The following is a 25997-nucleotide window of genomic DNA, read 5'->3' as shown; positions in this document are numbered from 1 at the left end:
CCCACAACGGAGAATAACAATGCAAAAAATCACGTTGCTCGGCTGCACCCTGGGCCTGTTGCTCGGCTCCCCGCTGTACGCCAGCGAGGCGCCGCTGACCGGCACCCTGGGCAAGATCGCCACCGCCGGCAGTATTACCCTGGGTTATCGCGATGCCTCGGTGCCGTTTTCCTACGTGGGTGACAACAGTGGCAAACCCATGGGCTATTCGGTGGACCTGGCGAGCAAGGTCGTCGAACGCATCCGCGACAAGCTGGCGCTGCCGCAACTGGCGGTGAAGTACAACCTGGTGACGTCGCAGACGCGCATTCCGCTGGTGCAGAACGGCACCGTGGACCTGGAATGCGGCTCCACCGGGGTGACCGCCGAACGGCAGAAGCAGGTGGCGTTTTCCTACGGCTTCATCTACGTCAAAGGCCAGTTGCTGACCGCCAGGGACAGTGGGATCAAGAGTTTTGCCGACCTGCGCGGCAAGAACGTGGTGACCACCGCCGGCACCACCAACGAGCGCTTCCTCAAGAGCTACAACGTCGAGCACAAGATCGACATGTTCGTGATCAGCGCCAAGGACCACGGCGAAGCCTTCCAGATGCTGCAATCGGGTCGCGCCGCGGCGTTCTACATGGATGACGCGCTGCTCTACGGCGAACGGGCCAAGGCCCGCGATCCGCACAACTGGGTGGTAGTCGGCGAGGAGCAGTCGCGGGAAATCTACAGCTGCATGGTGCGCAAGGACGATCCGCAGTTCCTGGAACTGGTGAACGCCACCCTGGCGGACCTGTACCGCTCAGGGGAAATCAACGGCATCTACCAGCGCTGGTTCGAACAGCCGATTCCGCCCAAGGGCCTGAACCTGGAATTTCCGATGACCAGCGAGCTGAAGGCGATCATCGCCAAACCAGTAAGCGATCCGGTGGAGTAAGCGTTGAGTCGCCTCTGTAGGAGCGAGGCTTGCCCGCGAAGCGTTTTGCCTGACTCACCGCAGCGCCACCATCGCCGGCAAGCCTGGCTCCTACAGAGGCGGGGGCGGGTTAGAAATCGCCCCACAGTTGCTGCGCCACGGCCAGCGCCACTACTGGCGCGGTTTCGGTGCGCAGCACCCGCGGCCCGAGGCGCGCCGGCAGGAAACCCGCACCCTGGGCCTGGTCCACTTCGGCATCGGACAAACCGCCTTCCGGGCCGATCAGGAACGCCAGGGTCGCAGGCTTGGCGTGGCTCACCAGCGGCTCGGCCTCCGGGTGCAGCACCAGCTTGAGGTCGGCCTGGGTCTGCTTGATCCAGTCGGCCAGCAGCACCGGCGGATGAATCACCGGCACCCGCGAGCGTCCGCATTGCTCGCAGGCGCTGACGGCCACCTGGCGCCAGTGGGCCAGGCGCTTGTCGGCGCGCTCGTCCTTGAGCCGCACCTCGCAGCGTTCGCTGAAGATCGGGGTGATTTCATTCACCCCCAGCTCGGTGGCCTTCTGAATCGCCCAGTCCATGCGCTCGCCCCGGGACAGGCCCTGGCCGAGGTGGATCTGCAGCGGCGACTCGACCTGCCCGGCGAAGCTTTCATCGAGCCGGACCACCACGCGCTTCTTGCCGACTTCCAGCAGCGTGCCGCGAAATTCGTTGCCCGAACCGTCGAACAGCTGCAGCGCGTCGCCCTCGGCCATGCGCAGTACGCGCCCGATGTAGTGGGCCTGGGCTTCCGGCAGCTCGTGCTCGCCGAGGCTCAGGGGGGCGTCGATAAAGAAGCGGGACAGTCTCATGGTGGTTCTCTGGGAAAATTCGGTTCGAGGTGGGTCAATGGATCTTTGCGTCAAGCCCGCTTCTGCAGAACGGCGGGCTTGCCGGCGAGGGGCTCAACCCGGATCGCGGAAGCCTGGGTGGAAGTCCTTGGGCACCGCCACGCTGACCTTGTCGCTGGTGGCGATATCGATGCCTTCGCTGGCAACGATGGCGAGGAAGTCGATCTGCTCCGGGGTGATCACGTAGGGCGGCAGGAAATACACCACGCTGCCCAGCGGACGCAGCAGGGCGCCACGCTCCAGGGCGTGCTGGAAGACTTTCAGGCCACGGCGTTCCTGCCACGGATAAGCCGTCTTGCTCGCTTTGTCCTGGACCATCTCGATGGCCAGCACCATGCCGGTCTGGCGGACTTCGGCAACGTGCGGGTGATCCGCCAGGTGCGCGGTCGAGCTGGCCATGCGCTGGGCCAGCGCCTGGTTGTTCTCGATGACGTTGTCCTGCTCGAAGATATCCAGGGTCGCCAGCGCCGCCGCACAGGCCAGCGGGTTGCCGGTGTAGCTGTGGGAGTGGAGGAAGGCGCGCAGGGTCGGGTAGTCGTCGTAGAAGGCGCTATAGACTTCGTCGGTGGTCAGGCACGCGGCCAGCGGCAGGTAGCCGCCGGTCAGGGCCTTGGACAGGCAGAGGAAGTCCGGGCGGATGCCGGCCTGTTCGCAGGCGAACATCGTGCCGGTGCGGCCGAAGCCGACGGCGATCTCATCATGGATCAGGTGCACGCCGTAGCGGTCGCAGGCCTCGCGCAGCAGCTTGAGGTACACCGGGTGGTACATGCGCATGCCGCCGGCGCCCTGGATCAGCGGCTCGACTATCACCGCGGCAACGCTGTCGTGGTGTTCCGCCAGGGTCTGCTCCATGGCCGCGAACATGTTGCGCGAGTGTTCTTCCCAGCTCATGCCTTCGGGGCGCAGGTAGCAGTCCGGGCTTGGCACCTTGATAGTGTCCAGCAGCAGGGCCTTGTAGGTCTCGGTGAACAGCGGTACATCGCCCACCGACATCGCGGCGATGGTTTCGCCGTGGTAGCTGTTGGTCAGGGTGACGAAGCGCTTCTTGTCTTTCTGACCGCGGTTGAACCAGTAGTGGAAGCTCATCTTCATCGCCACTTCGATGCACGACGAGCCGTTATCGGCATAGAAGCAGCGGGTCAGGCCTTCGGGAGTCATTTTCACCAGGCGCTCGGACAGCTCGATCACCGGCTGATGGCTGAAGCCGGCGAGGATCACGTGCTCCAGTTGATCGACCTGATCCTTGATGCGTTGGTTGATGCGCGGATTGGCGTGGCCGAACACGTTGACCCACCAGGAACTGACCGCGTCGAGGTAGCGTTTGCCTTCGAAGTCCTCCAGCCACACGCCTTCGCCGCGCTTGATCGGGATCAGCGGCAGCTGCTCGTGGTCTTTCATCTGGGTGCAGGGATGCCATAACACCGCGAGATCGCGTTGCATCCACTGGTTGTTGAGGCCCATGTTCAGTCTCCTGGAGGCGGCTCGAAGTACGCGAGCAAACAATCGCGCAAGCCTATGCAATGCCAGGCCGTGTCACAACCCATTGCATGCCCGGAAGGGCGAATTGGTCGCGGTCGCAGGACGGTCTGTCACGTTTTTCCCCCGTAGACCTTAATGCCTGGTTAATTTAGTGTTCGTAGGATCAACATCGTATTTCTCGATATTTCAAAGCGAAAATTTCCGCTTTAATTCGATAGTTAAATCGATAGTCTTGGGCAGCAGTTCTTACAGGATTCAAGTGATGCAGCTAGGTAACTCTTCTTCCCGCTACGGCTGGGTAAGCATTTTTCTGCACTGGAGCGTGGCGCTGGCAGTCTTTGGATTGTTCGCCCTGGGCCTGTGGATGGTCGGCCTGGATTACTACAGTGCCTGGCGCAAAGATGCGCCGGACCTGCACAAGAGCATTGGCTTGACGCTGTTCGCGATCATGTTGCTGCGGGTGCTGTGGCGCTTTGTCAGCCCGCCGCCGCCGGCACCGGCCAACCACGGTCGCCTGACGCGCCTGGGCGCCACCTTCGGCCATGCCTTCCTTTATCTCAGTCTGTTCGCTGTGATGATTGCCGGTTACCTGATTTCCACCGCAGACGGTGTCGGGATTCCGGTGTTTGGCCTGTTTGAAATTCCTGCCCTGGTTTCCGGACTGCCGGACCAGGCAGATGTGGCCGGCGAGGTGCATCTGTACCTGGCCTGGGCCCTGGTGATCTTCGCCGGAGTGCATGCTCTGGCTGCCTTGAAACACCACTTTATCGATCGTGACGCGACCCTGGCTCGTATGCTGGGGCGCAAAAAAGCCTGATGCTCAACCTCGACTCAAAAGGAATAGAAAGCATGTTGAAAAAGACTCTCGCCGCTCTGGCAATCGGTTCTGCTCTGTTGTCTGCCGGTCAGGCGATGGCCGCGGACTACGTGATCGACAAGGAAGGCCAGCACGCCTTCGTCGACTTCAAGATCAGCCACCTGGGCTACAGCTTCATCACCGGTACTTTCAAGGACCTGGACGGCAAGTTCAGCTTCGACGCGGCCAAGCCTGAAGACGCCAAGATCGAAGTCAACGTGCGCACCGCCAGCGTGTTCACCAACCACGCCGAGCGTGACAAGCACGTCAACAGCAAGGACTTCCTGGAGTCGGGCAAATTCCCTGACGCGAAGTTCGTTTCCACCAGCGTCAAGCCAACCGGCAAGAATGCTGATGGCAAGCAGACCGCCGATGTGGCTGGCGACCTGACTTTCCACGGTGTGACCAAGCCTATCGTGGTCAAGGCCACCTTCCTGGGTGAAGGCAAGGATCCATGGGGCGGCTACCGTGCCGGTTTTGAAGGCACCACCAGCATCAGCCGTAAAGAGTTCAACAAGGACGGGATGGATGTTGGCCCGCAGTCCGACACCGTTCAGCTGTACATCACCTTCGAAGGTGTGAAAGCGAAGTAATGCTTCGCCTGTAGCCGCAGCCTCGCAGGCTCGGCAGCGGCTACAGAGATCATAAAAAAACGCCCCTGATCGCGAGATCAGGGGCGTTTTTTATTGTCGCGAAAACTTCAGCGATTGCGGGTCAGCAAGGCTGGTTTCTCGCCACGTGGACGGCTTGGCAGTTGATCGAGCTGCTCGGGTGTCGGGAAGCGGTCGGCTTTCGACTCCTTGTGCATGATCTTCGGCTGGTTGCCGCGCGGGTTCTGCACCGCCGGCTCCTGACGCGACTGGTCGTCACGGGCCGGACGACGATTGCGCGACTCTTCGCGACGGGCCTGGCCGTCACGTGGAGCGCCGCTGCGTGGGCCGTTGCGCTTGGCAGGCGGGGTGCCGGTGCTGGCACCGTTGCTGGTGCGCGGACCGCCGGAGCGACCCTGGCCGCCGCTGCGTGGCGCGTTGCTGCTGGTTGCACCCTGGGCTGGCGCGCCAGGACGACGGCCGCGGCCCTGGTTGTTCTTGTTCTGGTACGGGCTGACGTAGTCGGCGCGATTGCCGAAGTTATCCACGTCGTCGTCCAGGAACTCATCCGGGGCGCGGTCGGCGCGTGGCGTCGGCTGGCGCTGTTCGCGGGCCGGGGTGCCTTCGCGAGGCTTCTGCTCACGGGCCGGACGGTCGCCGCGAGCGGCCGGTTTGTCCTTGCCCTTGTCCTTGCCTTTGTCTTTACGGCCGCCGCCGCCACCGCCGCCATTCGGACCGTCGCCACGCGGGCCACGGGAATTGCGTGGGTTACGCACGTCCGGACGCTCGCGCACTTCCGGTTTCTCGGCTTCCACGGCGCTGGCATCGAAGCCCATCAGATCGCCGTCGGGGATCTTCTGCTTGGTCATGCGCTCGATGCTCTTGAGCAGCTTCTCTTCGTCTGGCGCGACCAGCGAGATCGCTTCGCCCGAACGACCGGCACGGCCGGTACGGCCGATACGGTGCACGTAGTCTTCGTCGACGTTCGGCAGCTCGAAGTTGACCACGTGTGGCAGCTGGTCGATGTCCAGGCCACGGGCGGCGATATCGGTGGCGACCAGGATCCGCACTTCACCGGCCTTGAAGTCGGCCAGGGCCTTGGTACGGGCGTTCTGGCTCTTGTTGCCGTGGATGGCGACGGCGGTCAGGCCGTGCTTGTCCAGGTACTCGGCCAGGCGGTTGGCGCCGTGCTTGGTGCGGGTGAAGACCAGCACCTGTTCCCAGGCGCCGGCGGTGATCAGGTGGGCCAGCAAGGCACGCTTGTGGCTGGCGGCCAGGCGGAACACCCGTTGCTCGATACGCTCGACCGTGGTGTTCGGCGGCGTGACTTCGATGCGCTCGGGGTTGTGCAGCAGCTTGCCGGCCAGGTCCGTGATGTCCTTGGAGAAGGTCGCGGAGAACAGCAGGTTCTGGCGCTTGGCGGGCAGGCGCGCGAGGACTTTCTTCACGTCATGGACAAAGCCCATGTCAAGCATGCGGTCGGCTTCGTCGAGCACGAGGATTTCCACGTGGGACAGGTCGACGCTGCCCTGGCCGGCCAGGTCGAGCAGGCGGCCGGGGCAGGCCACCAGCACGTCGACGCCACGGGCCATGGCCTGAACCTGTGGGTTCATGCCGACGCCACCGAAGATGCAGGCACTGACGAACTTCAGGTCGCGGGCATAGACCTTGAAGCTCTCGTGCACTTGCGCGGCCAGTTCGCGGGTCGGGGTCAGGACCAGTACGCGCGGTTGGCGCGGGCCGTGACGCTGGGATTTGTCCGGGTGACCGTTGGGAAACAACCGTTCCAGGATCGGAAGGGCGAAACCGCCGGTTTTACCAGTACCTGTCTGTGCCGCGACCATCAGGTCGCGACCTTGCAACACGGCGGGAATGGCCCGCTGTTGCACCGGAGTAGGCTGGGTGTAGCCGGCGGCTTCGATGGCGCCGACTAAAGCCTCGGAGAGACCGAGGGAAGCAAAGGACATGAGTAATCCTGTTTTAGTGAGGGCTTGGCCCAGAGGGATAGTCTTGCCTGGCGCGAATGGCGTTTAAGAGGACGCAATCCCGTCCGGTCCTGCTGGCTCCTGAAGGCTCATCGGCGAGGGCTCGCGCGGGCCTTGTGGCTGCGCTGTAGCGGTATCGAGATGCCTTGAACAGGATCGAGCGTCCGGGCGTGAGCCTGGCGGGAAGGCCGGAGTATAACAGAGCAATCAGCGTGCGCTGCTTTCCTGCTGCTCAACGGTTTTGCGCGGTGTGCCGGGCGGCATTGCGCTTGAGTCGGCGATGGCCGGCGCCGCGCCATAGCGGGCGCTCAGTTCGGCGTAGGCCGGCTCGCGCTTGAAGCGCTTGAGTTCGGCGCCGAAACGCTGCACCAGCAAGTCCATGCCGGCATTGCGCCGCACCGCCAGAAACTGGCTCTGGCGGCTGATGACCACCGGATTCTCGGTGATCTGCTGGCGAATGTTCAGTTGGTCGAGCAGGTGCTGGCCGACCCGGCGATCGGTGATCAGCAGGTCGATACGGCCGCGCAGCAGCTTGCCGAAGTTGGCTTCGTGGGTCGGCGCCGGTTCGTGCTTGAACAGGGTGGATTCCCTGAAGTCCTGGCTGTACAGGTAGCCGGGGGAGGTGCCCACGGTGAGCCCGCGCAAGTCTTCCAGGGTACGGAACGGAAAGGGCCGGGCGTTGGCATAGAACATCACGAACTCGACGTCCGACAGCGGCTCGCTGGGGTAGAGCAGGCTGCTTTCGCGTTCGTTGCTGTGAAAGATGTCCAGGGCACCGTCGGCCTGGCCTTGTTCGAGCATGGCCAGGCAACGTTTCCAGGGCAGGAACTGCCATTCGACTTCGATCCCCAGGCGCTGGAAGACGATCGCCGTGGTTTCGTAATCCAGGCCCTGGGCCTTGCCCTGTTCCTCATAGACATAAGGGGCCCAGGGCTCGGTGACAATGCGCAGCTTCTCGCCATGGGCGGTGAGGCTCAGGCAAGCGCAGATACAGGCTGTCAGCAGCTGGGCAATGACGGGCATCGCTGGAGATTACGACGGGAGGTCGTCCAATGCTAGAGGCCGTCTAGCTCAAGCCTCAGTCAGCCTTTGTCTCGATCAGATGCAGGTAGATGGCCTTGCGCCGCTGGCCCAGTACCAGGCGAATCACCGGGTGGTTGAACCAGCGCTCGAGTTGATGGCTGTTGAGCGGTTTTTTCAGGCGGCCTTCGGCGTTTTCCCGGGCTTTCTCCCACCAGACCGGGGCGCAGGCCTGGTCGAATTCGTTGGTGTGGCGGTAGCAGCCGTAGAGGATTTCGCGCATGAACTGCCGCTGGTGCCCGGGCAGGGCCAGGGTCACGATCTTGTAGGCCAGGCGTTGCAACGCCGGCGGGCGTGGCAGGGTCGCGGTGACCAGGCGGGTTTCGTCCAGGGCGACAGTGTTGGTGGGTGCTGCGCCGTGCTTGTCCAGCCAGGCCTTGATCTTGGCGCGAAACAGCTGCTTGCGGCTCCAGTAGTGGTGGATCAGGTCGGGGCATTCGCGGACCTTCTTGGTGCGATAAGCCGCCACCGACAGGCAGAACTCTTCGAGGGTGTAGGCGCCGTTGGCCAGCGGGTACAGCTCGTCCATCAGGGCGATGGAACGGTCCAGCACATCGGCGTCCGCGCGGTGCAGGCCGATCACGCCGGAGTTCAGCAACGGCATCTGGTCGTCGGCGAGTTTGCGTTCCCGCAGCAAGCCGGCCAGGCACTGGTAGAGGCCGGACTCCTTGTTGGCGCCGTAGCACATGCCGAATGCGTTACACAGCAGGGTGCCGGGCTGGATGCGGCGAAACAGCTCCAGCGGCGAGCAGTGGAAAAAGGTATCGGTGTCGATCAGCAACGCCAGTTCGGACTCTTGCAGTACCTGCTGCATCACCACGTGCTTGGCGCGAAAGTGGTAGCCGTGTGGGGCGATCCAGGCCTGGCGGGTGTTTTCGTCCAAGGGGCGCACGCGCACAGGCAGGTCGCGGTAAGGCGCGGGATTGTCGGTGAAGACCTGGATATCGAGGGCTTCGCCCGGTGTTTCGCGCAGCCCGGCCAGGGCGCTGGCAATACTGAACGCGGCTTCCTGGTGATAGGTCGCGGCGCCGTAAACCAGATAGATCAATTGTGGGCGTGCTGCGGTGCTGCCTGTGGACATCTACGGCGATCCTTCGGATGTATGGGGGTTAAAAAAAAGGCCCTGGATTTCGCCAAGGCCTTTTTCCGATGCTGTCGGGCGGTTAACGCGGCAGCTTCAGGTTGTTCCAGACGGCCAGGCTTGGCTCGGCTTGGTTCAGAGTATAGAAGTGCAATCCTGGCGCACCGCCTTGCAACAAACGCTCACACATTTCGGTGATGACCTGTTCGCCGAACGCCTGAATGCTTTGGCTGTCGTCGCCGTAGGCTTCCAGTTGCTTGCGGATCCAGCGCGGGATTTCCGCGCCGCAGGCGTCGGAGAAACGCGCCAGCTTGCTGTAGTTGGTGATTGGCATGATGCCGGGCACGATCGGGATGTTCACACCCATTTGTTGCACGCGTTCGACGAAGTAGAAATAACTGTCGGCGTTGAAGAAATACTGGGTGATCGCACTGTTGGCGCCGGCGTTGGCCTTGCGCACGAAGTTGTTGAGGTCGTCTTCGAAATTGCGCGCCTGTGGGTGCATTTCCGGGTACGCCGCCACTTCGATGTGGAAGTGGTCGCCAGTCTCTTCACGAATGAAGCTCACCAGGTCGTTGGCGTGACGCAACTCGCCGCTGGCCATGCCCATGCCCGAAGGCAGGTCGCCGCGCAGGGCAACGATACGGTTGATGCCGGCGGCCTTGTACTGGGTCAACAGGCCACGCAGGTCGGCCTTGCTGTCACCCACGCAAGACAGGTGCGGTGCGGCGGGGATCTTCACTTCGCTTTCGAGCTGCAGCACGGTGTTCATCGTGCGGTCGCGGGTCGAGCCACCGGCACCGTAGGTGCAGGAGAAGAAGTCGGGGTTGTAACTGGCCAGCTGGCGGGCAGTGGCGAGCAGTTTTTCATGCCCAGCATCGGTCTTGGTCGGGAAGAACTCGAAGCTGTAGCGACGGTCTTGGGACATGGAGGGAACCTCCAGCTACAAGCTGCAAGCCACAAGCTGCAAGAGTAGCGGAGGTGCGCTCAGCTCTTGTGCCTGGAACGGGCTGCTTGAAACTGTTTAAGCAAATAGGGACGAAGCCGAAAGCTTCGAGCGACAAGCACGGCTTGTGGCCTTTGCTTGCCGCTTGAAGCTCAAGGCTTGCAACTGCTCTTAGTACCGATAAGCGTGCGGCTTGAACGGGCCTTCGACGGTGACGCCGATGTAGTCAGCCTGCTGCTTGGTCAGTTGGGTGACCACGCCACCGAAGCCGCGGACCATTTCCAGGGCCACTTCTTCGTCGAGTTTCTTGGGCAGTACTTCAACGGTCAGGCGCTCGGCTTTCTGGGCTGGCGACAGGTCGGCGTACTTCTGGCCGAACAGGAAGATCTGCGCCAGAACCTGGTTGGCGAACGAACCGTCCATGATGCGGCTTGGGTGACCGGTGGCGTTGCCCAGGTTCACCAGGCGGCCTTCGGCCAGCAGGATCAGGTAGTCGTCGTTCTGGGCGTCGAAAGCGCCTGGGCCGGTGCGGTGAACCTTGTGCACCTGCGGCTTCACTTCTTCCCATGCCCAGTTCTTGCGCATGAAAGCGGTGTCGATTTCGTTGTCGAAGTGACCGATGTTGCAGACAACGGCGCGCTTCTTCAGGGCCTTGAGCATGTTTGCGTCGCAAACATTGACGTTACCGGTGGTGGTCACGATCAGGTCGATCTTGCCCAGCAGAGCCTTGTCGATGCTCGCTTCGGTGCCGGTGTTGATGCCGTCGATGAACGGCGAAACCAGTTCGAAACCGTCCATGCAGGCCTGCATGGCGCAGATCGGGTCGACTTCGGAAACCTTGACGATCATGCCTTCCTGGCGCAGGGACTGGGCCGAGCCCTTGCCCACGTCACCGTAGCCGATGACCAGCGCTTGCTTGCCGGACAGCAGGTGGTCGGTACCGCGCTTGATCGCATCGTTCAGGCTGTGACGGCAGCCGTACTTGTTGTCGTTCTTGCTCTTGGTCACCGAGTCGTTGACGTTGATGGCCGGGATCTTCAGCTCGCCCTTGGCCAGCATGTCCAGCAGGCGGTGCACGCCGGTGGTGGTTTCTTCGGTCACGCCGTGGACGCGATCCAGCACCTGCGGGTACTTCTTGTGCAGCAGCTCGGTCAGGTCGCCGCCGTCGTCGAGGATCATGTTGGCGTCCCAAGGCTTGCCATCCTTGAGGATGGTCTGCTCCAGGCACCACTCGTACTCTTGCTCGGTCTCGCCTTTCCAGGCGAATACCGGGATACCGGCGGCGGCGATGGAGGCAGCGGCCTGGTCCTGGGTCGAGAAGATGTTGCAGGATGACCAGCGTACTTCGGCACCCAGGGCAACCAGGGTTTCGATCAGCACGGCAGTCTGGATGGTCATGTGGATGCAGCCGAGAATCTTCGCGCCCTTGAGCGGTTGTTCAGCGGCGTACTTGCGACGCAGACCCATCAGGGCCGGCATCTCCGATTCGGCGATGATGGTTTCGCGACGGCCCCAGGCGGCCAGGGACATGTCGGCGACTTTGTAGTCGGTAAAATCTGCAGGCGTGATGACAGCGCTCATGAAGAGCCTCCATTCGTAAGTATGCGAATGGGCGCCGTTGTGCGTTTAGTGACTGACCGAACCATCACGGCCAGACAACGCCCCATCCGAGCCTGACAGGTCGAACCTGCTGCAGCGCCCCTCGGACAGGTGGCGGGAAAACGGTATCAGGTGATCGTTACCGTTTTGAAACGGAGGCGATTATAGCCGTCTGCCAGCGACTTCCCAAGGATTTCTGTCGGACGATGATCGAACGGTTATCGCGACCATAGTAGAAGCTCAATAGAGCTCTGCGCCGGGGTCTGCCATGATGCCGGCATCAATCGGCAAGACGGTCAGGAGTGAGTATGAATTTCCACACCCGCAAATGGGTAAAACCCGAAGACCTCAACCCCAACGGCACGCTGTTCGGCGGCAGCCTGTTGCGCTGGATCGACGAAGAAGCGGCGATCTACGCCATCGTCCAGCTGGGCAACCAGCGCGTGGTCACCAAGTACATTTCCGAAATCAACTTCGTCAGCGCCTCGCGCCAGGGCGACATCATCGAGCTGGGCATCACCGCCACCGAGTTCGGCAGGACCTCGATCACCCTGACCTGTGAAGTGCGCAACAAGATCACCCGCAAGAGCATCCTCACCGTCGAGAAGATGGTCTTCGTCAACCTGGGCGAGGACGGTTTGCCGGCTCCTCACGGTCGTACCGAGATCCGGTACGTGAAAGACCAGTTCAAGGACGACGAGCCCATCGCCTGACCGCTGTGGGCGTGAGTCTGTCGGCTCCTGCATGAGGGCACTGAACGAGCCCTGAACCCCGGATGTCGTACCTGACAAGGTACCCACAGGTTCAGGAGCCATTAACGTGCAGACAGACGGCAAGACCCCGGGCCTTTCTTCCGAAGAGCAGCACGACGTAGACAAGAACCAGCCGCCCCGCGCGGCGGTCTTGCACGAGATCATCCGCACCCAGGGCGACAAGGAGCTGGAGCGCAGCGTCGCGGCGCTCTGGTGGTCGGCCCTGGCCGCCGGCCTGACCATGGGCCTGTCGCTGATGGGCATGGGCCTGCTCGACTCGCGCCTGCCCGACGGCGAAGGGTTCAAGGTGATTGCCAGTTTCGGTTACTGCGCGGGTTTCCTGGCGGTGATCCTGGCGCGCCAGCAACTGTTCACCGAAAACACCCTGACGGCTGTGCTGCCGATCATGAGCAAACCCACCCTGGGCAATTTCGCGCGCCTGTGTCGCTTGTGGGGCGTGGTCCTGGTGGGCAACCTGTGCGGCACGCTGCTGGTGGCCTACGTGATGCTGCACCTGCCGATTTTCGACACCAGGACCGACCTGGCCTTCCTCGATATCGGGCGCAAGGTCATGGAGAACGATGCCGGACAGATGTTCGCCAAGGGCATCGTCTCCGGCTGGATGATCGCCACCATGGTCTGGATGATCCCGTCCATGGAGAGCGCCAAGATGTGGATCATCATCCTGATCACTTACCTGATGGCCCTGGGGGACTTCACTCATATCGTGGTCGGTTCGGTGGAGGTCTCGTACCTGGTGTTCGCCGGTGAGTTGCCGTGGCGGGATTTCTGGTGGGTGTTCGCCGGGCCGACGCTGGCGGGGAACATCATCGGCGGCAGCTTCATCTTCGCCCTGATCAGCCATGCCCAGGTGCGCAGTGAAAGTGGCCTGCCAAAAACGACTGCGGACCCTGGGCGGGTCCGCGATCGATCAAAAAACGATCAGTGAGTGTCCTGGGTGACCTCCGGTGCATCCTGGGTGACATGGCGCACCAGTTTGCCGATGGTCAGGCCCTGCAGGAGGATCGACGACAGCACCACGATGTAGGTGATGCTCAGCACCAGGTCGCGCTCCGGGCCCAATGGCAGGGCCAGGGCCAGCGCCACCGAAACCCCGCCGCGCAGGCCGCCCCAGGTCAGTACCCGGATAGTGCCGCGCGGCACGCTGCGCCAGCGGCGCAGCAGGACGATGGCCGGAGCCACGGTGAGCAGGCGCGACAGCACGATCGCCACCGCCAGCAGACTCGCGGCCAGCAGGTGCAGCCAGTTGAACGGCAGCAGCAACAGCTCCATGCCGATCAGGGCGAACAGCAGGGCGTTGAGCATGTCGTCGAGCAGTTCCCAGAAACCGTCCAGGTAACGCCGGGTCATGTCGTTCATCGCCAGGTTGCGTCCCAGGTTGCCGATGATCAGGCCCGCCACCACCATCGCGATCGGTGCCGAGACGTGCAGTTCGCTGGCCATCGCCGAGCCGCCGATCACCAGGGCCAGGGTCAGCATCACCTCGATCTGGTGTTGCTCGATGCTCTTGATCATCAGGTACACCAGGTAGCCGATCAGCCCGCCGAACACCACGCCGCCGATGGCCTCATGGGCAAACAGCAGGGCGGTGGCGCCGATGGTCGGGGTTTCGCCGAGCTGGGCGATACCCAGCAGCACGGTGAACACCACCACCGCGGTGCCGTCGTTGAACAGCGACTCGCCGACGATGGTGGTTTTCAGCGGCTTGGAGGCGTTGGCGGTACGCAGCACGCCGAGCACCGCGATCGGGTCGGTCGGCGAGATCAGGGCGCCGAACAGCAGGCAATAGAGGAAGCTCACGTGCCAGCCGAACAGGCCGAAGATCCAGTAGGCCAGGCTGCCGATGACGAACGTGGCGATCAGTACGCCGACCGTGGCCAACAGGCCGATGGGCCAGCGATAGCTGCGCAGGTCGTTGAGGTTGACGTGCAAGGCGCCGGCGAACAGCAGGAACGACAGCATCCAGTTCATCAGCAGGTCGCCGAAGTCGATCTGGCCGATCAGCTGTTGCACATGCTCTTCCAGGCCGGGATAGCCGAGGAAGCTCAAGCCTTGCAGCAGCAGGGAAAACAGCAGGGCGGTGACCATTACCCCGATGGTCGGCGGCAGGCCGATGAAGCGGAAGTTGACGTAGGTGAGCAGGGTGGTCAGGCAGATGAAGGCGGCAACGAGTTCAAGCATCCGGAGTCCCTTGGATAGAAACGTGAAAAGAAAGCCCGAAAGCCATCGGGCAAGGGTTTGATGGGCTGCTGGCGGCCCGGGGCACACCGACAAGGAAAGTTCAGATTCTTCTGTCGGTGAGCCGGTCGGCCAGTGCGCGGTTCTGCAGGCGACCGTGGGTCAGTCGCGCGCTCGTCGGGGCTCAGCCGGATACATTGATCGCGGCCGCCTGGCGACGTTGCAGGTGAATGAACAGCAGCGCGGTCAGCACCGTCAGTCCGCCGACCAGTGCGCCGGTCCACGGCAGGTCGGCCAGGTCGGCACCGCTGGCGACGACCAGGCCGCCGATCCAGGCACCGGCAGCGTTACCCAGGTTGAAGGCGCTCTGGTTCAGGGTCGAGCCCAGGTTGGGCGCTTCATGGGCCTGGTCGATGATCAGCAATTGCAGGATCGGGCACAGGGCGAAGGCGAAAATCCCCCACAGCAGCAACGTGATCGCCGCCGGGATCAGCATGTGGCTGGTCTGGCTGAACGCGGCCAGCACCAACACCACGGCCAGCGCCATGGCCACCAGCGACGGCAGCAGGCGGCTGTCGGCCAGGCGGCCGCCGAGCATGCTGCCGGCCGTCAGGCCGACGCCGAACAGCAGCAACATGATGGTCACGCCATGGGGGCTGACGCCGGTGACGTCCTGCAGGATCGGCGCGATATAGGTGAAGACGCTGAACAGGCTGGTGGAGGCCAGCACGCTCATGCCCAGGGCCAGCAGCACGTTGGTCTTGCCCAGGACCTTGAACTCGCTGGCCAGGTTGGCCTTGTCCATGGCGATGTGCCGGGGCAGCCAGAACCACTGGGCAATGGCGGCGAGCACCCCGATCACCGACACCGCCCAGAAGGTCGAGCGCCAGCCGGCGTATTGCCCCAGTGCCGTGCCCAGCGGCACGCCGAGCACATTGGCCAGGGTCAGGCCGGTGAACATCATGGCGATCGCCTGGGCGCGTTTGTTCGGCGCCACCAGGCTGGCGGCGACCACCGAACCGATGCCGAAAAACGCGCCGTGGCACAGCGCGGTGATCACCCGCGCGGCCATCAGCGTGGCGTAGTTCGGCGCCAGCGCGCAGAGCACGTTGCCGAGGATGAACATCAGGGTCATGCCCAGCAGCGTGGCCTTGCGCGGCATGTTGGCGGTGCCGACGGCGAGGATCGGCGCGCCGAACACCACGCCCAGGGCGTAACCGGTAATCAGCAGGCCGGCATGGGGAATGCTGACGGACAGGTCGCGGGCGACATCGGGCAGCAGGCCCATGATGACGAATTCAGTGGTACCGATGCCGAAGGCGGCAACAGCCAGTGCGAGCAAGGCGAGTGGCATGCGAGGATTCTCTGTCTGTAGTCTTGACGCCCTGATCAGGCATACGCATGCCGGCATTGCTCCTCCATCGGATCAGGTCCGGCGGATCGGCAGCGGCAGGAATTATTGGAATGGATATGCGCAACTGAGTGCGGCGTGGTCGGCGTCAGTATAGACAGCCGAGGCCCTTAGGTGAATCGATTCTCTTATCGCAAACAGGGAGTGTGAGGTGCTGGCGACAACTCTGGTTCTGGCGGCGGCGCTGCTGCATGCGGTGTGGAATACCCTGATCAAATTCAGTGGCGAACGGTTATTGGTGGTGGCCTGCATGGACAGCGTCGCCTTGTTGTTCGTGGCATTGATGCTGGGGTTCGTCGAGTGGCCGCCGTTGCAGGTCTGGCCGTGGATCCTGGCGTCGGCGGTTTTCGAGTTGCTCTACCGCTACCTGCTGATCCAGGCCTATCGGGTTGGTGACCTGGGTCTGGTTTATCCACTGATGCGCGGCCTTTCGCCCCTGGTGGTGCTGGCCCTGACCCTGATCTTCGCGGGCGAGGTGCTCAGCCCCCAGCAGATCCTCGGCATCCTGTTGATCCCTTTCGGCATGCTGTGCCTGCTGTGGCAGGGCGGTGGCGGCGACCGCCTGCCATGGTCGATGTTGCCGGTGGTGGCGCTGATCGGCCTGTGCATCGGTTGCTACACCTTTATCGACGGCCAGGCATTGCGCCGCTGGTCCCATCCGCTGGATTACCTGGTGTGGGTGACGCTGCTCAGCGCCTGGCCCTTTCCGTTGCTGGCGCTGTTGCGCAAGCGTGCGGCCTTCAGCCTGTTCTGGCGCGAGCAATGGAGGCTGGGGTTGAGCGTCGGGTTCTGCGTATTGTTCAGCTACGCTCTGGTGCTGTGGGCCATGCAGCTGGGATCGATCGCCGAGGCGGCGGCGCTGCGGGAAATCAGCGTGATCCTGGTGGTGTTGTTCGGTATGCGTTACCTGAAAGAACCTTTCGGCCGACCTCGGCTCTTAGCTTGTGGGCTGGTGCTGATCGGCATGCTGGTGATGAAGTTCTGACCCCGCTCCCCTCATGACTTTAAAAAGGACTCTGCCATGACCGTCGCTTTCTGGTGTGTATTGATCGCCATCTTCCTGCCGTACCTGTGCAACAGCATCGCCAAGTTCAGCGGGGGCAACTTTGGCCTGCGGCAGAACCATGACCCGCGGGCCTACCTCGAGACCCTCGAGGGTTTCGCCCGGCGGGCGCAAGCGGCGCAGCTCAACAGTTTTGAAGTGACCCCGGCCTTTGCCGCGGGGGTGATCATTGCCCACATCGCCAACGTCGCCGAACTGGTGACCATCGATGTGCTGGCGGTGCTGTTCATCACCAGCCGCCTGCTGTACATCATCTGCTACCTGGCGGACTGGGCGATCCTGCGGTCGCTGGTGTGGTTCGTCGGCATGGCGCTGATTGCCAGCTTCTTTTTCGTTTCGATCTGACCTTCGTCACTGCCGCCGCCTCTCGAAGAGGCGGCAGCGGTGCCAGGGCTATTTGCTGTCGGTGACTTCAGGCACTTTCGGCAGCGTGGCGCCCTTGGGCCAGAGCATCCAGATCTGGCCCTGCTGTTTCATGTCTCCCGCCAGTTGCCCGGCCGCGTCGCCGGTGCCCCAGAACAGGTCGGCGCGAACTTCGCCGGCGATCGCGCCACCGGTGTCCTGTGCCGCCACCGGGCGGATCAGGCTGCTGCCATCGGGCCTGGTGGTGGAGAGCCATAACAGGCTGCCCAGCGGAATCACCTTGCGGTCCACCGCCACGCTGTAGCCGGACGTCAGCGGTACGTTCAGCGAGCCGCGCGGGCCTTCGTTGCTGTCCGGGTTGCGGTTGAAGAACACGTAGCTGGGGTTGCTGCCCAGCAATTCCGGGATGCGATTGGGGTTGGCCTTGGCCCAGGCCGCGATGGTGCCCATGGTCACGTCTTCTTTCTTCAGCTCGCCCTGATCCACCAGCCAGCGGCCGATGGGGCGGTAGGGGTGGCCGTTCTGGTCGGCATAACCGATGCGCAACTGGCGCCCGTCTTCCAGCTGGATACGACCCGAGCCCTGGATCTGCAGGAATTGCAGGTTCATCGGGTCAGTCAGCCAGGCAATCACCGGCGCCTTGACCCCCTTGGTCTCGATGGTCGCGGCATCGTCGTAGGGTTTCAGCACCCGGCCTTCGAGGCGGCCGCGCAGGCGCTTGCCCTTGAGTTCGGGATAAATGCTGTCGAGGGCGACGATGATCATGTCTTCCGGCACGCCATAGACCGGTACTGACGCGGCCTGGGTCTGGGTCAGGCTGCCCGGATAGACCGGCTCGTAGTAGCCGGTGATCAGGCCGTTGCTGCTGCCACTGGCCGAGCGCAGGCCGTAGACGTCCAGGTGCTGCTTGAGAAAGCTGCGGACATCGAGGGCGGTGAGCGGCACATTGGCCGCCGTCGCGCAGGTCGGGCCCCACACCGGGTCGGCTTTCAGCCGGGTGCAGGCGCTGCGCCAGGAACCGAAGCCGGCCAGCAGGTCGTCGTCGGACACAGTGGGCAAGGTTTCCCAACTGGCGCTGGTATAGGTGGCGATGGCATGGGGCTGGGGTGGCTTGCCGACTTCGCCGCCATTGCATCCGGCCAGCAGGATCGCGGTCGGCAAGGCCCAGGCCAGGTGTCGACGCCACAGCTTGAAACGGGTGTTCATTGGGTACTTCCTTTGTGGCTTGCCTGGGCACATGGCAACGTCAGGCAATCCATATTGTTAATAGGGCTATTGGTCTTTGCCGGACAGGCGAGGATACTGGCGGCCGTTTCCCGTGACCCGAAGCCGCCATGACGCTTAAAAGACTCTCTGTTGTATTGCTGGCCTGCCTGACGTTGTCCGCCTGCGGCGGTGTCGATCCGAACTCCCCGCTGGGTCAGCGCAAGGCGATCTTCAAACAGATGCTCAAGACCGGTGAAGACCTGGGCGGCATGCTCCGTGGGCGTATCCCGTTCGACGGCCCGCGCTTTACCGAAGGCGCGATCAAGCTGGACAACCTGTCCCACGAACCCTGGAAGCACTTCCCGCAGGTCAAGGAACAGGAGCACAGCAGCGCGACTGACGATGTCTGGCAGAAGCAGGCACGTTTCCAGGAACTGGCCCGTACCCTCGAGGCGGCCACCGGTGAACTGGTCATCGCCAGCAAGGTCCAGCCATACAAGGCCAGCAACCTGGGGCCGGCGGTGCAGAAAGTCGAAGATGCCTGCAGCGCCTGCCATAAAGAGTTTCGTGATCACTGATCCTGTCGCCTGAGGTGTCTGCGGCGGGCACATCTGCCGCAGCGGCTCGAACTTACTTGTCCAGTTCGTCGAGGGCTTCCTGCAATTCCTTGCGGGACTCGGCCAGCTTGTCCTTGCGCTTGTTGATCTTCTCGGCGTCGCCTTTTTTCATGGCCTTGTCCAGGTCGGTCTGGCGCCGGCTGACTTCGTGCTTGGCGTCCAGCACCTTGTTTTCGCGTTCCTTTTTCAGCGAGGCGTCGGTGCAGTTCGCGGTGACTTCGTTCAGGGCTTTTTCCAGGCCGGCCTGTTGTTCGCTGTTGCCGTGGGCCTTGGCCTGTTCGAACTGGGTGCTGATGGCCTGGCGCTTGGCGGCGCAGCCGGTGAGTTCCGGGGCCTGCTCGGCGGCCATCAGGGCTGGGGTTGTCAGGGCGAATGCGGCGAAGAGGGTGAGCGGTGCAAGAAATTTCATAAAGGCTCCATGTGAAAAGATGAATAGCAGGAGTGGGGCGACGGGCTGTTTGAGCCATCTGCGTCCCCGGGGTTCAACGCTGCCGGCTGTAAAAGCCTCAGAAGCCTTCGATTCCGGCGGCACGTAATTCTTCACTCAAGGCCAGGACCTGCGGATCGCGGAAAAAGGCGCTCAACTGAGCGGCGCGTCCCGGGCCGATAGCGCTTTGGGCCTGCCATTGTTCGGTGGTTCTGGCCGCCAGCGCCGCCCAGCCATCTTCGAGCCTGGCGTCGCCGGTCGGTGGCAGTCCAAGGGCTTTGAGCCAGCGATGAAACGGCTGCCGGCGGGCGCTGTGCAGGCTGCTCAGCAAACGCGCGATGCTGCGTTCGCCAAGGCCGGTAATGTTAGCAAGCTCTGCAGGTTCAAGGGTCAACCAATCGACCAAGCCGTTGATCAGTCCGGCGTCCACCAGCTTCTCCCAGGTGCCGGCGCCGACATGGGGCAGGTCCAGCCCGGATTTTCCGCTCAGCCAGGTCAAGCGTGCGAGGAACTGGCTCTCACAGCCGGGCAGGGGGTGCCAGCAACTGAGCGCATGGAAGGCCGAGGCATCCGGAACCTGCAGCGGAACACGCTGGGGCGTGCGCAGTATCACCGCGTTCAGGCGCGGGATGGTCAGGCCGGCGAGGCTGATCGACACCTGATCGCCAGGGCGGATATCCAGCTTTTGCCAGCGCGGCAGCGAGCCGACGCTGACCCGCCTGATCTGCCGGTCGTCGAGCAGGACCGGCTCCAGTTCGAGCATCGGGGTGATCCGGCCAGTGCGGCCGATCTTGAAGTCGACCTTGCGCACCCTGGCCAGGGCCTGGGCGAACGGGTATTTCCACGCGGCGATCCAATAGGGCGCCTTGGCCTGCCAGCGTTGCGCCTCTGGACGTCGGCTCTGGCGCAGGACGATGCCATCGCTGGCGAAGGGCAGGGCCGAGCGATACCAGTGCTCTCGCCAGTGCCGGACCTCGGCGAACGTACTGACGCGCTGGCTGTATTCGCTGCTGTGGGTAAACCCCAGGGCCTTGAGGTCGGCCAGGCGCTGCGCCAGGGTGCTCGGGCCTTGGGGCCAGTCCCAGACGAACAGGCCGATCCGGCTGGCTTGCTGAGGGTCCAGCTGGTTGCGGGCCAATAGGCCGGCGACCTGGCCGCGGGCATTCAGGCTGCCGGCCTTGGCCTGTATGTGATCGTTCTGGCGCCAATAGAGCTCGCCCTGTAGCAGCAGATCCCGAGGTTCGGGCAGGCGTTTGGGGATGGCGCTTATCAGTTGCGCGGGCCCGGTCCAGTCCTGGCCCTGAAGGCCATCCCCGCGGCTGATGGCTTGCTGGAAGCGTCCCTGGTGATAGATCAGGGTCACGGCCACGCCGTCGATCTTGGGCTGGACCCAGACCTCCTCGCGGCCGGCGAGCCACTGGCGTACGGCACTTTCATCGGCCAGTTTCTCCACGCCGGTATGGGGAATGGGGTGCGGGACAGTACCGCGTGCGGTGCGTAGCGGGTTGGCGCGGTCTGCGCTGACGGTGGGGAAACAGCTTTGCCAATGTTCGAGCCGGGCGCGGGACTGGTCGTAGAGCTCGTCAGTCACCGGCGACAGGCCTTCACGGTGGTAGCTGTCGTCCCAGCGATTGATTTGCTGTTGCAGGGTGGCCGTTTCGGTTTGCGCCTGGGCAGGTGTCCAGTCGGGGCACGGGCTGGCGACGCTTGGCAGGGCGATGGCGCTCAGGAGGATTGCGGCCAATAGTGTGGCTCTGTAGGGCATGGGGAGCATCCTTGCTCGGGGGAGTCAGGCTGCAGGCTAGAGGGGTGGGCGGGAGGGAGAAAGGGCGTATGGATTGCCGGGTATTTCGCGGGCTGGTTGGACGATGCGCCAGTTTTTTCGCGAGCCGCCTTATACCCCTAGAAATCAGGCTGACCCCGTAGGAGCGCCCTGCAAATCATGAAACCTTCAGCCACAAAAAAGCCCCGCAAGGCGAGCCGTGCGGGGCTTGGGTAAGCGCTGCCGGGATTACAGGTTGGCAGCGGCGCGCAGGGTTTCGGCGCGGTCGGTCTTTTCCCAGGTGAAGGTGGTGAAGGTGTCATCACCCACGGTCTTGGTTTGCGGGGTACGGCCGAAGTGGCCGTAGGCCGCGGTTTCGCGGTACATCGGGTGCAGCAGGTCGAGCATGGTGGTGATCGCGTACGGACGCAGGTCGAACACTTCGCGCACCAGCTTGATGATCTTGTCGTCGCTGATCTTGCCGGTGCCGAAGGTGTTCAGCGAGATCGAAGTCGGTTGCGCCACGCCGATGGCGTAGGACACCTGGATCTCGCAGCGCTCGGCCAGGCCGGCGGCGACGATGTTCTTGGCCACGTAACGACCGGCATAGGCGGCCGAACGGTCGACCTTCGATGGGTCCTTGCCGGAGAACGCGCCGCCGCCGTGACGGGCCATGCCGCCGTAGCTGTCGACGATGATCTTGCGACCGGTCAGGCCGCAGTCGCCGACCGGGCCGCCGATGATGAACTGGCCAGTCGGGTTGATGTGGAACTGGGTGTCCTTGGACAGCAGCTCGGCCGGCAGCACGTGCTTGACGATCAGTTCCATCACGCCTTCGCGCAGGTCTTTGTACGACACGTCAGGGTTGTGCTGGGTCGACAGGACCACGGCGTCGATGCCGACCACCTTGCCGCCTTCGTAGCGGCAGGTGACCTGGGACTTGGCATCCGGACGCAGCCACGGCAGCAGGCCGGACTTGCGGGCTTCGGCCTGGCGCTGCACCAGTTGGTGCGAGAAGGTGATCGGGGCCGGCATCAGCACATCGGTTTCGTTGCTGGCGTAGCCGAACATCAGGCCCTGGTCGCCGGCGCCCTGGTCTTCAGGCTTGGCGCGGTCGACACCCTGGTTGATGTCGGGGGACTGCTTGCCGATGATGTTCAGCACGCCGCAGGTCGCACCGTCGAAACCGACGTCGGAGCTGGTGTAGCCGATGTCGGTGATGACGTCACGAACGATCTGCTCCAGGTCAACCCAGGCCGAGGTGGTGACTTCGCCGGCGACGATGGCCACACCGGTCTTGACCAGGGTTTCCACCGCTACGCGGGCGTGCTTGTCCTGGGCAATGATGGCGTCCAGCACCGCATCGGAAATCTGGTCGGCGATTTTGTCCGGATGCCCTTCAGACACGGACTCGGAGGTGAAAAGGGAGTATTCGCTCATCTCGACGGTTTCCTAAAATTTACCGATGGTGAGTGTCGCCAGCCGGTCGCTGAAAGTGGCGGACCTGGATCTGGAAACCATTACGTAAACCTACATACAGACTTTCTCCGGGAACCAGTCCCGCAGCGGTGGCCCAGCGGGCCAGATCATCCTGGTCAAACCCCAGCCAGAGATCACCGCAGGCCTCCCTGGCCCAACTCTGGTTGTGGCTGCACAGCTCTGTCACTAACAGGCTGCCGCCCGGTTGCAGCAAGCCGGCCAGGCGTTTTAGCGCATCGGCTGGCGCGGCGAAATGGTGCAGGACCATGTTCAGCACCACGCAGTCGGCCGCCAGGCTCACGCCATTCAGTGCATCGGCCAATTGCAGGCTGACGTTAGCCAGCGTTTCGCGTTCACAGACCTGGCGTGCCAGTTCGAGCATGGCCGGGCTGTTGTCCAGCGCGGTCACCCGGGCGAAACGACGGGCCAGTTCCGGCAGGAAACTGCCATCCCCGGGGCCGACTTCGATCGCCGTGGCGGTGTCTGTGAAGTGCAGCTTGTCGAGCAGCGCCAGCACGCTTTCGCGGTACTGGGGCAGTCCTGCGATCAGGTCCTGCTGGGCGCGAAACTTCTCCGCGACCCGTGAGAAAAAGTCCTGGCTGGCGGCCGCCCGCTGGCGGTGCACCAGGCCGATACGCGATTGCACTTCGCCGGGCAGCGTCAGGTTGTCCACTTCATCCAGCAGGGCGGCGTGCAGCCTGCCGCCCAGCAGTTCGGTGTGGGGCAGGGCGCGCCGGTAGAAGATCGCGTTGCCTTCGCGGCGGGTTGCCACCAGGTCGGCCTGGGCCAGGACCTTCAGGTGGTGGCTCATGCCGGATTGGCCGATGGCGAAGATCTGTGCCAGTTCCAGTACGCCGAACGAGTCGTTGGCCAGCGCGCGCAATACATTCAACCGCAGCGGATCGCCGCCGGCCTTGCACAGGGTCGCCAGCTCGTCGCAGTCGTCATGCTTCATGGAAGGCGCGCGTAAATTCATAAGGCCAGCAGTCTAGTGACGCACCCCCAACCTCGCAAGACCAATATCAAAAAGTTTTGATATTGGTCGATAGGTGGCACTTAACGCAGGTCCCTGTGTTCTACAAACGAACCGCGGAATGGTTTCATCAGGCGATTGCCCCTTTATCGACCGGAAAAACGCGCCAGAGTCACTATCTGTCATTGCCCCCGGCCTACCGCTGAGGGAAAATGCACGCCTTTTTCCGATTCGTTTTATCCAACCCGACTTAGATAACCCCCAGGAGATCAGCGATGCCAAGCCGTCGTGAGCGTGCCAACGCCATTCGTGCCCTCAGCATGGATGCCGTGCAAAAAGCCAACAGCGGCCATCCCGGCGCCCCCATGGGGATGGCGGATATCGCCGAGGTACTTTGGCGTGACTACCTGAAGCACAACCCGAGCAATCCATCTTTCGCCGACCGTGACCGCTTCGTGCTGTCCAACGGCCACGGCTCGATGCTGATCTACTCGCTGCTGCACCTGACCGGCTACGACGTCACCATCGACGACCTGAAGAGCTTCCGCCAGCTGCACAGCCGCACTCCGGGCCACCCGGAATTCGGCTACACCCCGGGCGTCGAGACCACCACCGGCCCGCTGGGCCAAGGTCTGGCCAATGCCGTGGGCTTCGCCCTGGCGGAAAAGGTCCTGGCGGCGCAGTTCAACCGTCCCGGCCACAACGTCGTCGACCACCACACCTACGTGTTCCTGGGTGATGGCTGCATGATGGAAGGCATTTCCCATGAAGTCGCTTCCCTGGCCGGCACCCTGGGCCTGGGCAAGCTGATTGCCTTCTACGATGACAACGGCATCTCCATCGACGGCGAAGTCGAAGGCTGGTTCACCGACGATACGCCAAAGCGTTTCGAAGCCTACAACTGGCAGGTGATCCGCAACGTCGACGGTCACGACCCGGAAGAGATCAAGACCGCAATCGACACCGCGCGCAAAAGCGAGCAGCCAACCCTGATCTGCTGCAAGACCACCATCGGCTTCGGTTCGCCGAACAAGCAAGGCAAGGAAGACTGCCACGGTGCGCCACTGGGCGCCGAGGAAATCGCCCTGACCCGCGCCGCGCTGAAGTGGAACCACGGTCCGTTCGAAATCCCGGCCGACATCTATGCCGAATGGGATGCCAAGGAAGCCGGTCGCGCCGTCGAAGCCGAGTGGGACCAGCGTTTCTCCGCCTACTCCGCCGAATTCCCTGAGCTGGCCAACGAGCTGGTGCGTCGCCTGAGCGGCGACCTGCCGGCCGATTTCTCCGAGAAGGCCGATGCCTACATCGCCGAAGTCGCGGCCAAGGGCGAAACCATCGCCAGCCGTAAGGCCAGCCAGAACGCCTTGAACGCGTTTGGCCCGCTGCTGCCGGAATTCCTCGGCGGTTCGGCTGACCTGGCCGGTTCCAACCTGACCCTGTGGAAAGGCTGCAAGGGCGTCAGCGCCGAAGATGCCAGCGGCAACTACATGTACTACGGCGTTCGTGAGTTCGGCATGACCGCCATCATGAACGGCGTGGCCCTGCACGGCGGCCTGGTGCCTTACGGCGCGACCTTCCTGATGTTCATGGAATACGCGCGCAACGCGGTACGCATGTCGGCCCTGATGAAGCAGCGCGTGATCCATGTCTACACCCACGACTCCATCGGTCTGGGCGAAGACGGCCCGACGCACCAGCCGATCGAGCAGATCGCCAGCCTGCGCTGCACCCCGAACCTCGACACCTGGCGTCCAGCCGATGCCGTGGAATCGGCGGTGGCCTGGAAAAACGCGATCGAGCGCAAGGACGGTCCTTCGGCGCTGATCTTCTCCCGCCAGAACCTGCAGCATCAGACCCGCAATGCCGTGCAGATCGCTGAAATCAGCCGCGGCGGCTACGTGCTCAAGGACTGCGCAGGCGAGCCTGAGCTGATCCTGATCGCCACCGGTTCCGAAGTCGGCCTGGCGGTGCAGGCTTTCGACAAGCTGACCGAGCAGGGCCGCAAGGTGCGCGTGGTGTCCATGCCATGCACCAGCGTGTTCGATGCCCAGGACGCCGGCTACAAGCAGTCGGTCCTGCCGCTGCAGGTCAGCGCGCGTATCGCCATCGAGGCCGCTCACGCGGACTACTGGTACAAGTACGTCGGCCTGGAAGGTCGCGTCATCGGCATGACCACCTACGGCGAGTCGGCGCCTGCGCCGGCCTTGTTCGAAGAGTTCGGTTTCACCCTGGAAAACATCCTGGGTCAGGCCGAAGAGCTGCTGGAAGACTAAGTCCGCCAGCCGCGTTGTCTGCTGTTCTTCGCGGGCAAGCCTCGCTCCTACGGGATCGTGATGATC

The 25997-nt window shown here is 63.1% G+C and carries 23 protein-coding genes and 1 riboswitch; of the genes, 9 read left to right on the top strand and 14 right to left on the bottom strand.

The annotated features are described in order from the left end of the window. The first annotated feature begins 19 nt into the window (after positions 1–19). Positions 20–922, top strand: a complete 903-nt coding sequence (locus tag C4K27_RS28930; protein ID WP_007932538.1) for a transporter substrate-binding domain-containing protein — start codon at positions 20–22, stop codon at positions 920–922. A 109-nt stretch (positions 923–1031) separates the two neighbouring features. Here C4K27_RS28930 and C4K27_RS28925 read toward each other — a convergent pair whose 3' ends face one another. Further along, positions 1032–1751 (bottom strand): 16S rRNA (uracil(1498)-N(3))-methyltransferase, encoded by a 720-nt coding sequence (locus C4K27_RS28925; RefSeq protein WP_053262964.1) that lies wholly within the window; start codon positions 1749–1751, stop codon positions 1032–1034. Between the two features lie 93 nt (positions 1752–1844). Then, positions 1845–3251, bottom strand: coding sequence for an adenosylmethionine--8-amino-7-oxononanoate transaminase (locus C4K27_RS28920; protein ID WP_053262963.1), 1407 nt, complete (start codon positions 3249–3251; stop codon positions 1845–1847). A 280-nt stretch (positions 3252–3531) separates the two neighbouring features. Here C4K27_RS28920 and C4K27_RS28915 point away from each other — a divergent pair, with 280 nt between their 5' ends. Both C4K27_RS28915 and C4K27_RS28910 read left to right on the top strand, forming a co-directional pair. Continuing rightward, the gene (locus tag C4K27_RS28915) at positions 3532–4086 is read left to right on the top strand and encodes a cytochrome b (RefSeq protein ID WP_053262962.1); all 555 of its coding nucleotides are present in this window, start codon (positions 3532–3534) and stop codon (positions 4084–4086) included. A 32-nt stretch (positions 4087–4118) separates the two neighbouring features. Next, the gene (locus C4K27_RS28910) at positions 4119–4718 is read left to right on the top strand and encodes a YceI family protein (RefSeq protein ID WP_007932534.1); all 600 of its coding nucleotides are present in this window, start codon (positions 4119–4121) and stop codon (positions 4716–4718) included. A gap of 107 nt (positions 4719–4825) precedes the next feature. On the opposite strand, the gene C4K27_RS28905 is transcribed toward C4K27_RS28910, so the two are convergent. The 5 genes from C4K27_RS28905 to ahcY all read right to left on the bottom strand — a co-directional run bounded on the left by C4K27_RS28905 (position 4826) and on the right by ahcY (position 11388). Beyond that, the gene (locus C4K27_RS28905; protein ID WP_053262961.1) at positions 4826–6682 is read right to left on the bottom strand and encodes an RNA helicase RhlE2; all 1857 of its coding nucleotides are present in this window, start codon (positions 6680–6682) and stop codon (positions 4826–4828) included. A 225-nt stretch (positions 6683–6907) separates the two neighbouring features. Beyond that, positions 6908–7723, bottom strand: coding sequence for a substrate-binding periplasmic protein (locus C4K27_RS28900; protein WP_053262960.1), 816 nt, complete (start codon positions 7721–7723; stop codon positions 6908–6910). A 55-nt stretch (positions 7724–7778) separates the two neighbouring features. Beyond that, positions 7779–8861 (bottom strand): hypothetical protein, encoded by a 1083-nt coding sequence (locus C4K27_RS28895; protein WP_053262959.1) that lies wholly within the window; start codon positions 8859–8861, stop codon positions 7779–7781. Between the two features lie 82 nt (positions 8862–8943). Beyond that, positions 8944–9789, bottom strand: a complete 846-nt coding sequence (gene metF, locus C4K27_RS28890) for a methylenetetrahydrofolate reductase [NAD(P)H] (RefSeq protein ID WP_007932530.1) — start codon at positions 9787–9789, stop codon at positions 8944–8946. A gap of 189 nt (positions 9790–9978) precedes the next feature. Further along, the gene (gene ahcY, locus C4K27_RS28885; RefSeq protein ID WP_009045993.1) at positions 9979–11388 is read right to left on the bottom strand and encodes an adenosylhomocysteinase; all 1410 of its coding nucleotides are present in this window, start codon (positions 11386–11388) and stop codon (positions 9979–9981) included. Between the two features lie 22 nt (positions 11389–11410). Continuing rightward, a riboswitch (S-adenosyl-L-homocysteine riboswitch) is annotated at positions 11411–11517 on the bottom strand. A 197-nt stretch (positions 11518–11714) separates the two neighbouring features. On the opposite strand from ahcY, the gene C4K27_RS28880 reads away from it, so the two are divergent. Both C4K27_RS28880 and C4K27_RS28875 read left to right on the top strand, forming a co-directional pair. After that, positions 11715–12119, top strand: coding sequence for an acyl-CoA thioesterase (locus C4K27_RS28880; protein ID WP_007932525.1), 405 nt, complete (start codon positions 11715–11717; stop codon positions 12117–12119). Positions 12120–12219: 100 nt separating this feature from the next. After that, positions 12220–13107, top strand: a complete 888-nt coding sequence (locus C4K27_RS28875) for a formate/nitrite transporter family protein (protein ID WP_053262958.1) — start codon at positions 12220–12222, stop codon at positions 13105–13107. Here the strand turns inward: C4K27_RS28875 and C4K27_RS28870 are convergent. Both C4K27_RS28870 and C4K27_RS28865 read right to left on the bottom strand, forming a co-directional pair. Further along, on the bottom strand, positions 13101–14360 hold the full coding sequence (locus C4K27_RS28870) for a cation:proton antiporter (protein ID WP_053262957.1): 1260 nt from the start codon (positions 14358–14360) through the stop codon (positions 13101–13103). The two genes, C4K27_RS28875 and C4K27_RS28870, sit on opposite strands and share 7 nt — an antisense overlap. A 181-nt stretch (positions 14361–14541) precedes the next feature. Next, a complete protein-coding gene (locus tag C4K27_RS28865) occupies positions 14542–15711 on the bottom strand; it encodes an MFS transporter (protein ID WP_053262956.1) in 1170 nt (389 codons plus the stop codon). 208 nt (positions 15712–15919) lie between these two features. Here C4K27_RS28865 and C4K27_RS28860 point away from each other — a divergent pair, with 208 nt between their 5' ends. Together C4K27_RS28860 and C4K27_RS28855 are read left to right on the top strand one after the other, a co-directional pair. Continuing rightward, on the top strand, positions 15920–16753 hold the full coding sequence (locus C4K27_RS28860; protein ID WP_053262955.1) for an EamA family transporter: 834 nt from the start codon (positions 15920–15922) through the stop codon (positions 16751–16753). Between the two features lie 36 nt (positions 16754–16789). Continuing rightward, entirely contained in the window at positions 16790–17176 is a 387-nt protein-coding gene (locus tag C4K27_RS28855; RefSeq protein ID WP_007922347.1) for an MAPEG family protein, read from the top strand. 48 nt (positions 17177–17224) lie between these two features. Here the strand turns inward: C4K27_RS28855 and mltA are convergent, their stop codons facing one another. After that, on the bottom strand, positions 17225–18400 hold the full coding sequence (mltA, locus tag C4K27_RS28850; RefSeq protein WP_009045987.1) for a murein transglycosylase A: 1176 nt from the start codon (positions 18398–18400) through the stop codon (positions 17225–17227). A gap of 128 nt (positions 18401–18528) precedes the next feature. On the opposite strand from mltA, the gene C4K27_RS28845 reads away from it, so the two are divergent. Next, positions 18529–18978, top strand: a complete 450-nt coding sequence (locus tag C4K27_RS28845) for a c-type cytochrome (protein WP_007922344.1) — start codon at positions 18529–18531, stop codon at positions 18976–18978. 52 nt (positions 18979–19030) lie between these two features. On the opposite strand, the gene C4K27_RS28840 is transcribed toward C4K27_RS28845, so the two are convergent. The 4 genes from C4K27_RS28840 to C4K27_RS28825 all read right to left on the bottom strand — a co-directional run bounded on the left by C4K27_RS28840 (position 19031) and on the right by C4K27_RS28825 (position 23661). After that, a complete protein-coding gene (locus tag C4K27_RS28840) occupies positions 19031–19426 on the bottom strand; it encodes a DUF1090 domain-containing protein (RefSeq protein WP_053262954.1) in 396 nt (131 codons plus the stop codon). Between the two features lie 97 nt (positions 19427–19523). Beyond that, positions 19524–21209 (bottom strand): NAD-dependent DNA ligase LigB, encoded by a 1686-nt coding sequence (gene ligB / locus C4K27_RS28835; protein WP_053262953.1) that lies wholly within the window; start codon positions 21207–21209, stop codon positions 19524–19526. A 246-nt stretch (positions 21210–21455) separates the two neighbouring features. Then, on the bottom strand, positions 21456–22646 hold the full coding sequence (gene metK / locus C4K27_RS28830; protein WP_053262952.1) for a methionine adenosyltransferase: 1191 nt from the start codon (positions 22644–22646) through the stop codon (positions 21456–21458). Positions 22647–22665: 19 nt separating this feature from the next. Then, on the bottom strand, positions 22666–23661 hold the full coding sequence (locus tag C4K27_RS28825; protein WP_053262951.1) for an ArsR/SmtB family transcription factor: 996 nt from the start codon (positions 23659–23661) through the stop codon (positions 22666–22668). Between the two features lie 272 nt (positions 23662–23933). Here C4K27_RS28825 and tkt point away from each other — a divergent pair, with 272 nt between their 5' ends. After that, the gene (tkt, locus tag C4K27_RS28820; RefSeq protein WP_007922335.1) at positions 23934–25931 is read left to right on the top strand and encodes a transketolase; all 1998 of its coding nucleotides are present in this window, start codon (positions 23934–23936) and stop codon (positions 25929–25931) included. Positions 25932–25997: the final 66 nt, after the last annotated feature.

Source organism: Pseudomonas chlororaphis subsp. chlororaphis, from assembly GCF_003945765.1.
Taxonomy (GTDB): domain Bacteria; phylum Pseudomonadota; class Gammaproteobacteria; order Pseudomonadales; family Pseudomonadaceae; genus Aquipseudomonas; species Aquipseudomonas chlororaphis.
This window is presented reverse-complemented; position numbering and strand designations above follow the sequence as displayed.

What these genes read in the sequence shown, in the direction of transcription:
- ligB (WP_053262953.1), bottom strand. Translation starts at nt 21,209, where the DNA reads ATGCCCTACAGAGCCACACTATTGGCCGCAATCCTCCTGAGCGCCATC.
- C4K27_RS28865 (WP_053262956.1), bottom strand. Translation starts at nt 15,711, where the DNA reads ATGCCACTCGCCTTGCTCGCACTGGCTGTTGCCGCCTTCGGCATCGGT.
- tkt (WP_007922335.1), top strand. Translation starts at nt 23,934, where the DNA reads ATGCCAAGCCGTCGTGAGCGTGCCAACGCCATTCGTGCCCTCAGCATG.
- C4K27_RS28930 (WP_007932538.1), top strand. Translation starts at nt 20, where the DNA reads ATGCAAAAAATCACGTTGCTCGGCTGCACCCTGGGCCTGTTGCTCGGC.
- C4K27_RS28880 (WP_007932525.1), top strand. Translation starts at nt 11,715, where the DNA reads ATGAATTTCCACACCCGCAAATGGGTAAAACCCGAAGACCTCAACCCC.
- ahcY (WP_009045993.1), bottom strand. Translation starts at nt 11,388, where the DNA reads ATGAGCGCTGTCATCACGCCTGCAGATTTTACCGACTACAAAGTCGCC.
- C4K27_RS28840 (WP_053262954.1), bottom strand. Translation starts at nt 19,426, where the DNA reads ATGAAATTTCTTGCACCGCTCACCCTCTTCGCCGCATTCGCCCTGACA.
- C4K27_RS28855 (WP_007922347.1), top strand. Translation starts at nt 16,790, where the DNA reads ATGACCGTCGCTTTCTGGTGTGTATTGATCGCCATCTTCCTGCCGTAC.
- metK (WP_053262952.1), bottom strand. Translation starts at nt 22,646, where the DNA reads ATGAGCGAATACTCCCTTTTCACCTCCGAGTCCGTGTCTGAAGGGCAT.
- C4K27_RS28920 (WP_053262963.1), bottom strand. Translation starts at nt 3,251, where the DNA reads ATGGGCCTCAACAACCAGTGGATGCAACGCGATCTCGCGGTGTTATGG.
- C4K27_RS28915 (WP_053262962.1), top strand. Translation starts at nt 3,532, where the DNA reads ATGCAGCTAGGTAACTCTTCTTCCCGCTACGGCTGGGTAAGCATTTTT.
- C4K27_RS28900 (WP_053262960.1), bottom strand. Translation starts at nt 7,723, where the DNA reads ATGCCCGTCATTGCCCAGCTGCTGACAGCCTGTATCTGCGCTTGCCTG.
- C4K27_RS28870 (WP_053262957.1), bottom strand. Translation starts at nt 14,360, where the DNA reads ATGCTTGAACTCGTTGCCGCCTTCATCTGCCTGACCACCCTGCTCACC.
- metF (WP_007932530.1), bottom strand. Translation starts at nt 9,789, where the DNA reads ATGTCCCAAGACCGTCGCTACAGCTTCGAGTTCTTCCCGACCAAGACC.
- C4K27_RS28825 (WP_053262951.1), bottom strand. Translation starts at nt 23,661, where the DNA reads ATGAATTTACGCGCGCCTTCCATGAAGCATGACGACTGCGACGAGCTG.
- C4K27_RS28905 (WP_053262961.1), bottom strand. Translation starts at nt 6,682, where the DNA reads ATGTCCTTTGCTTCCCTCGGTCTCTCCGAGGCTTTAGTCGGCGCCATC.
- C4K27_RS28925 (WP_053262964.1), bottom strand. Translation starts at nt 1,751, where the DNA reads ATGAGACTGTCCCGCTTCTTTATCGACGCCCCCCTGAGCCTCGGCGAG.
- mltA (WP_009045987.1), bottom strand. Translation starts at nt 18,400, where the DNA reads ATGAACACCCGTTTCAAGCTGTGGCGTCGACACCTGGCCTGGGCCTTG.
- C4K27_RS28895 (WP_053262959.1), bottom strand. Translation starts at nt 8,861, where the DNA reads ATGTCCACAGGCAGCACCGCAGCACGCCCACAATTGATCTATCTGGTT.
- C4K27_RS28910 (WP_007932534.1), top strand. Translation starts at nt 4,119, where the DNA reads ATGTTGAAAAAGACTCTCGCCGCTCTGGCAATCGGTTCTGCTCTGTTG.
- C4K27_RS28845 (WP_007922344.1), top strand. Translation starts at nt 18,529, where the DNA reads ATGACGCTTAAAAGACTCTCTGTTGTATTGCTGGCCTGCCTGACGTTG.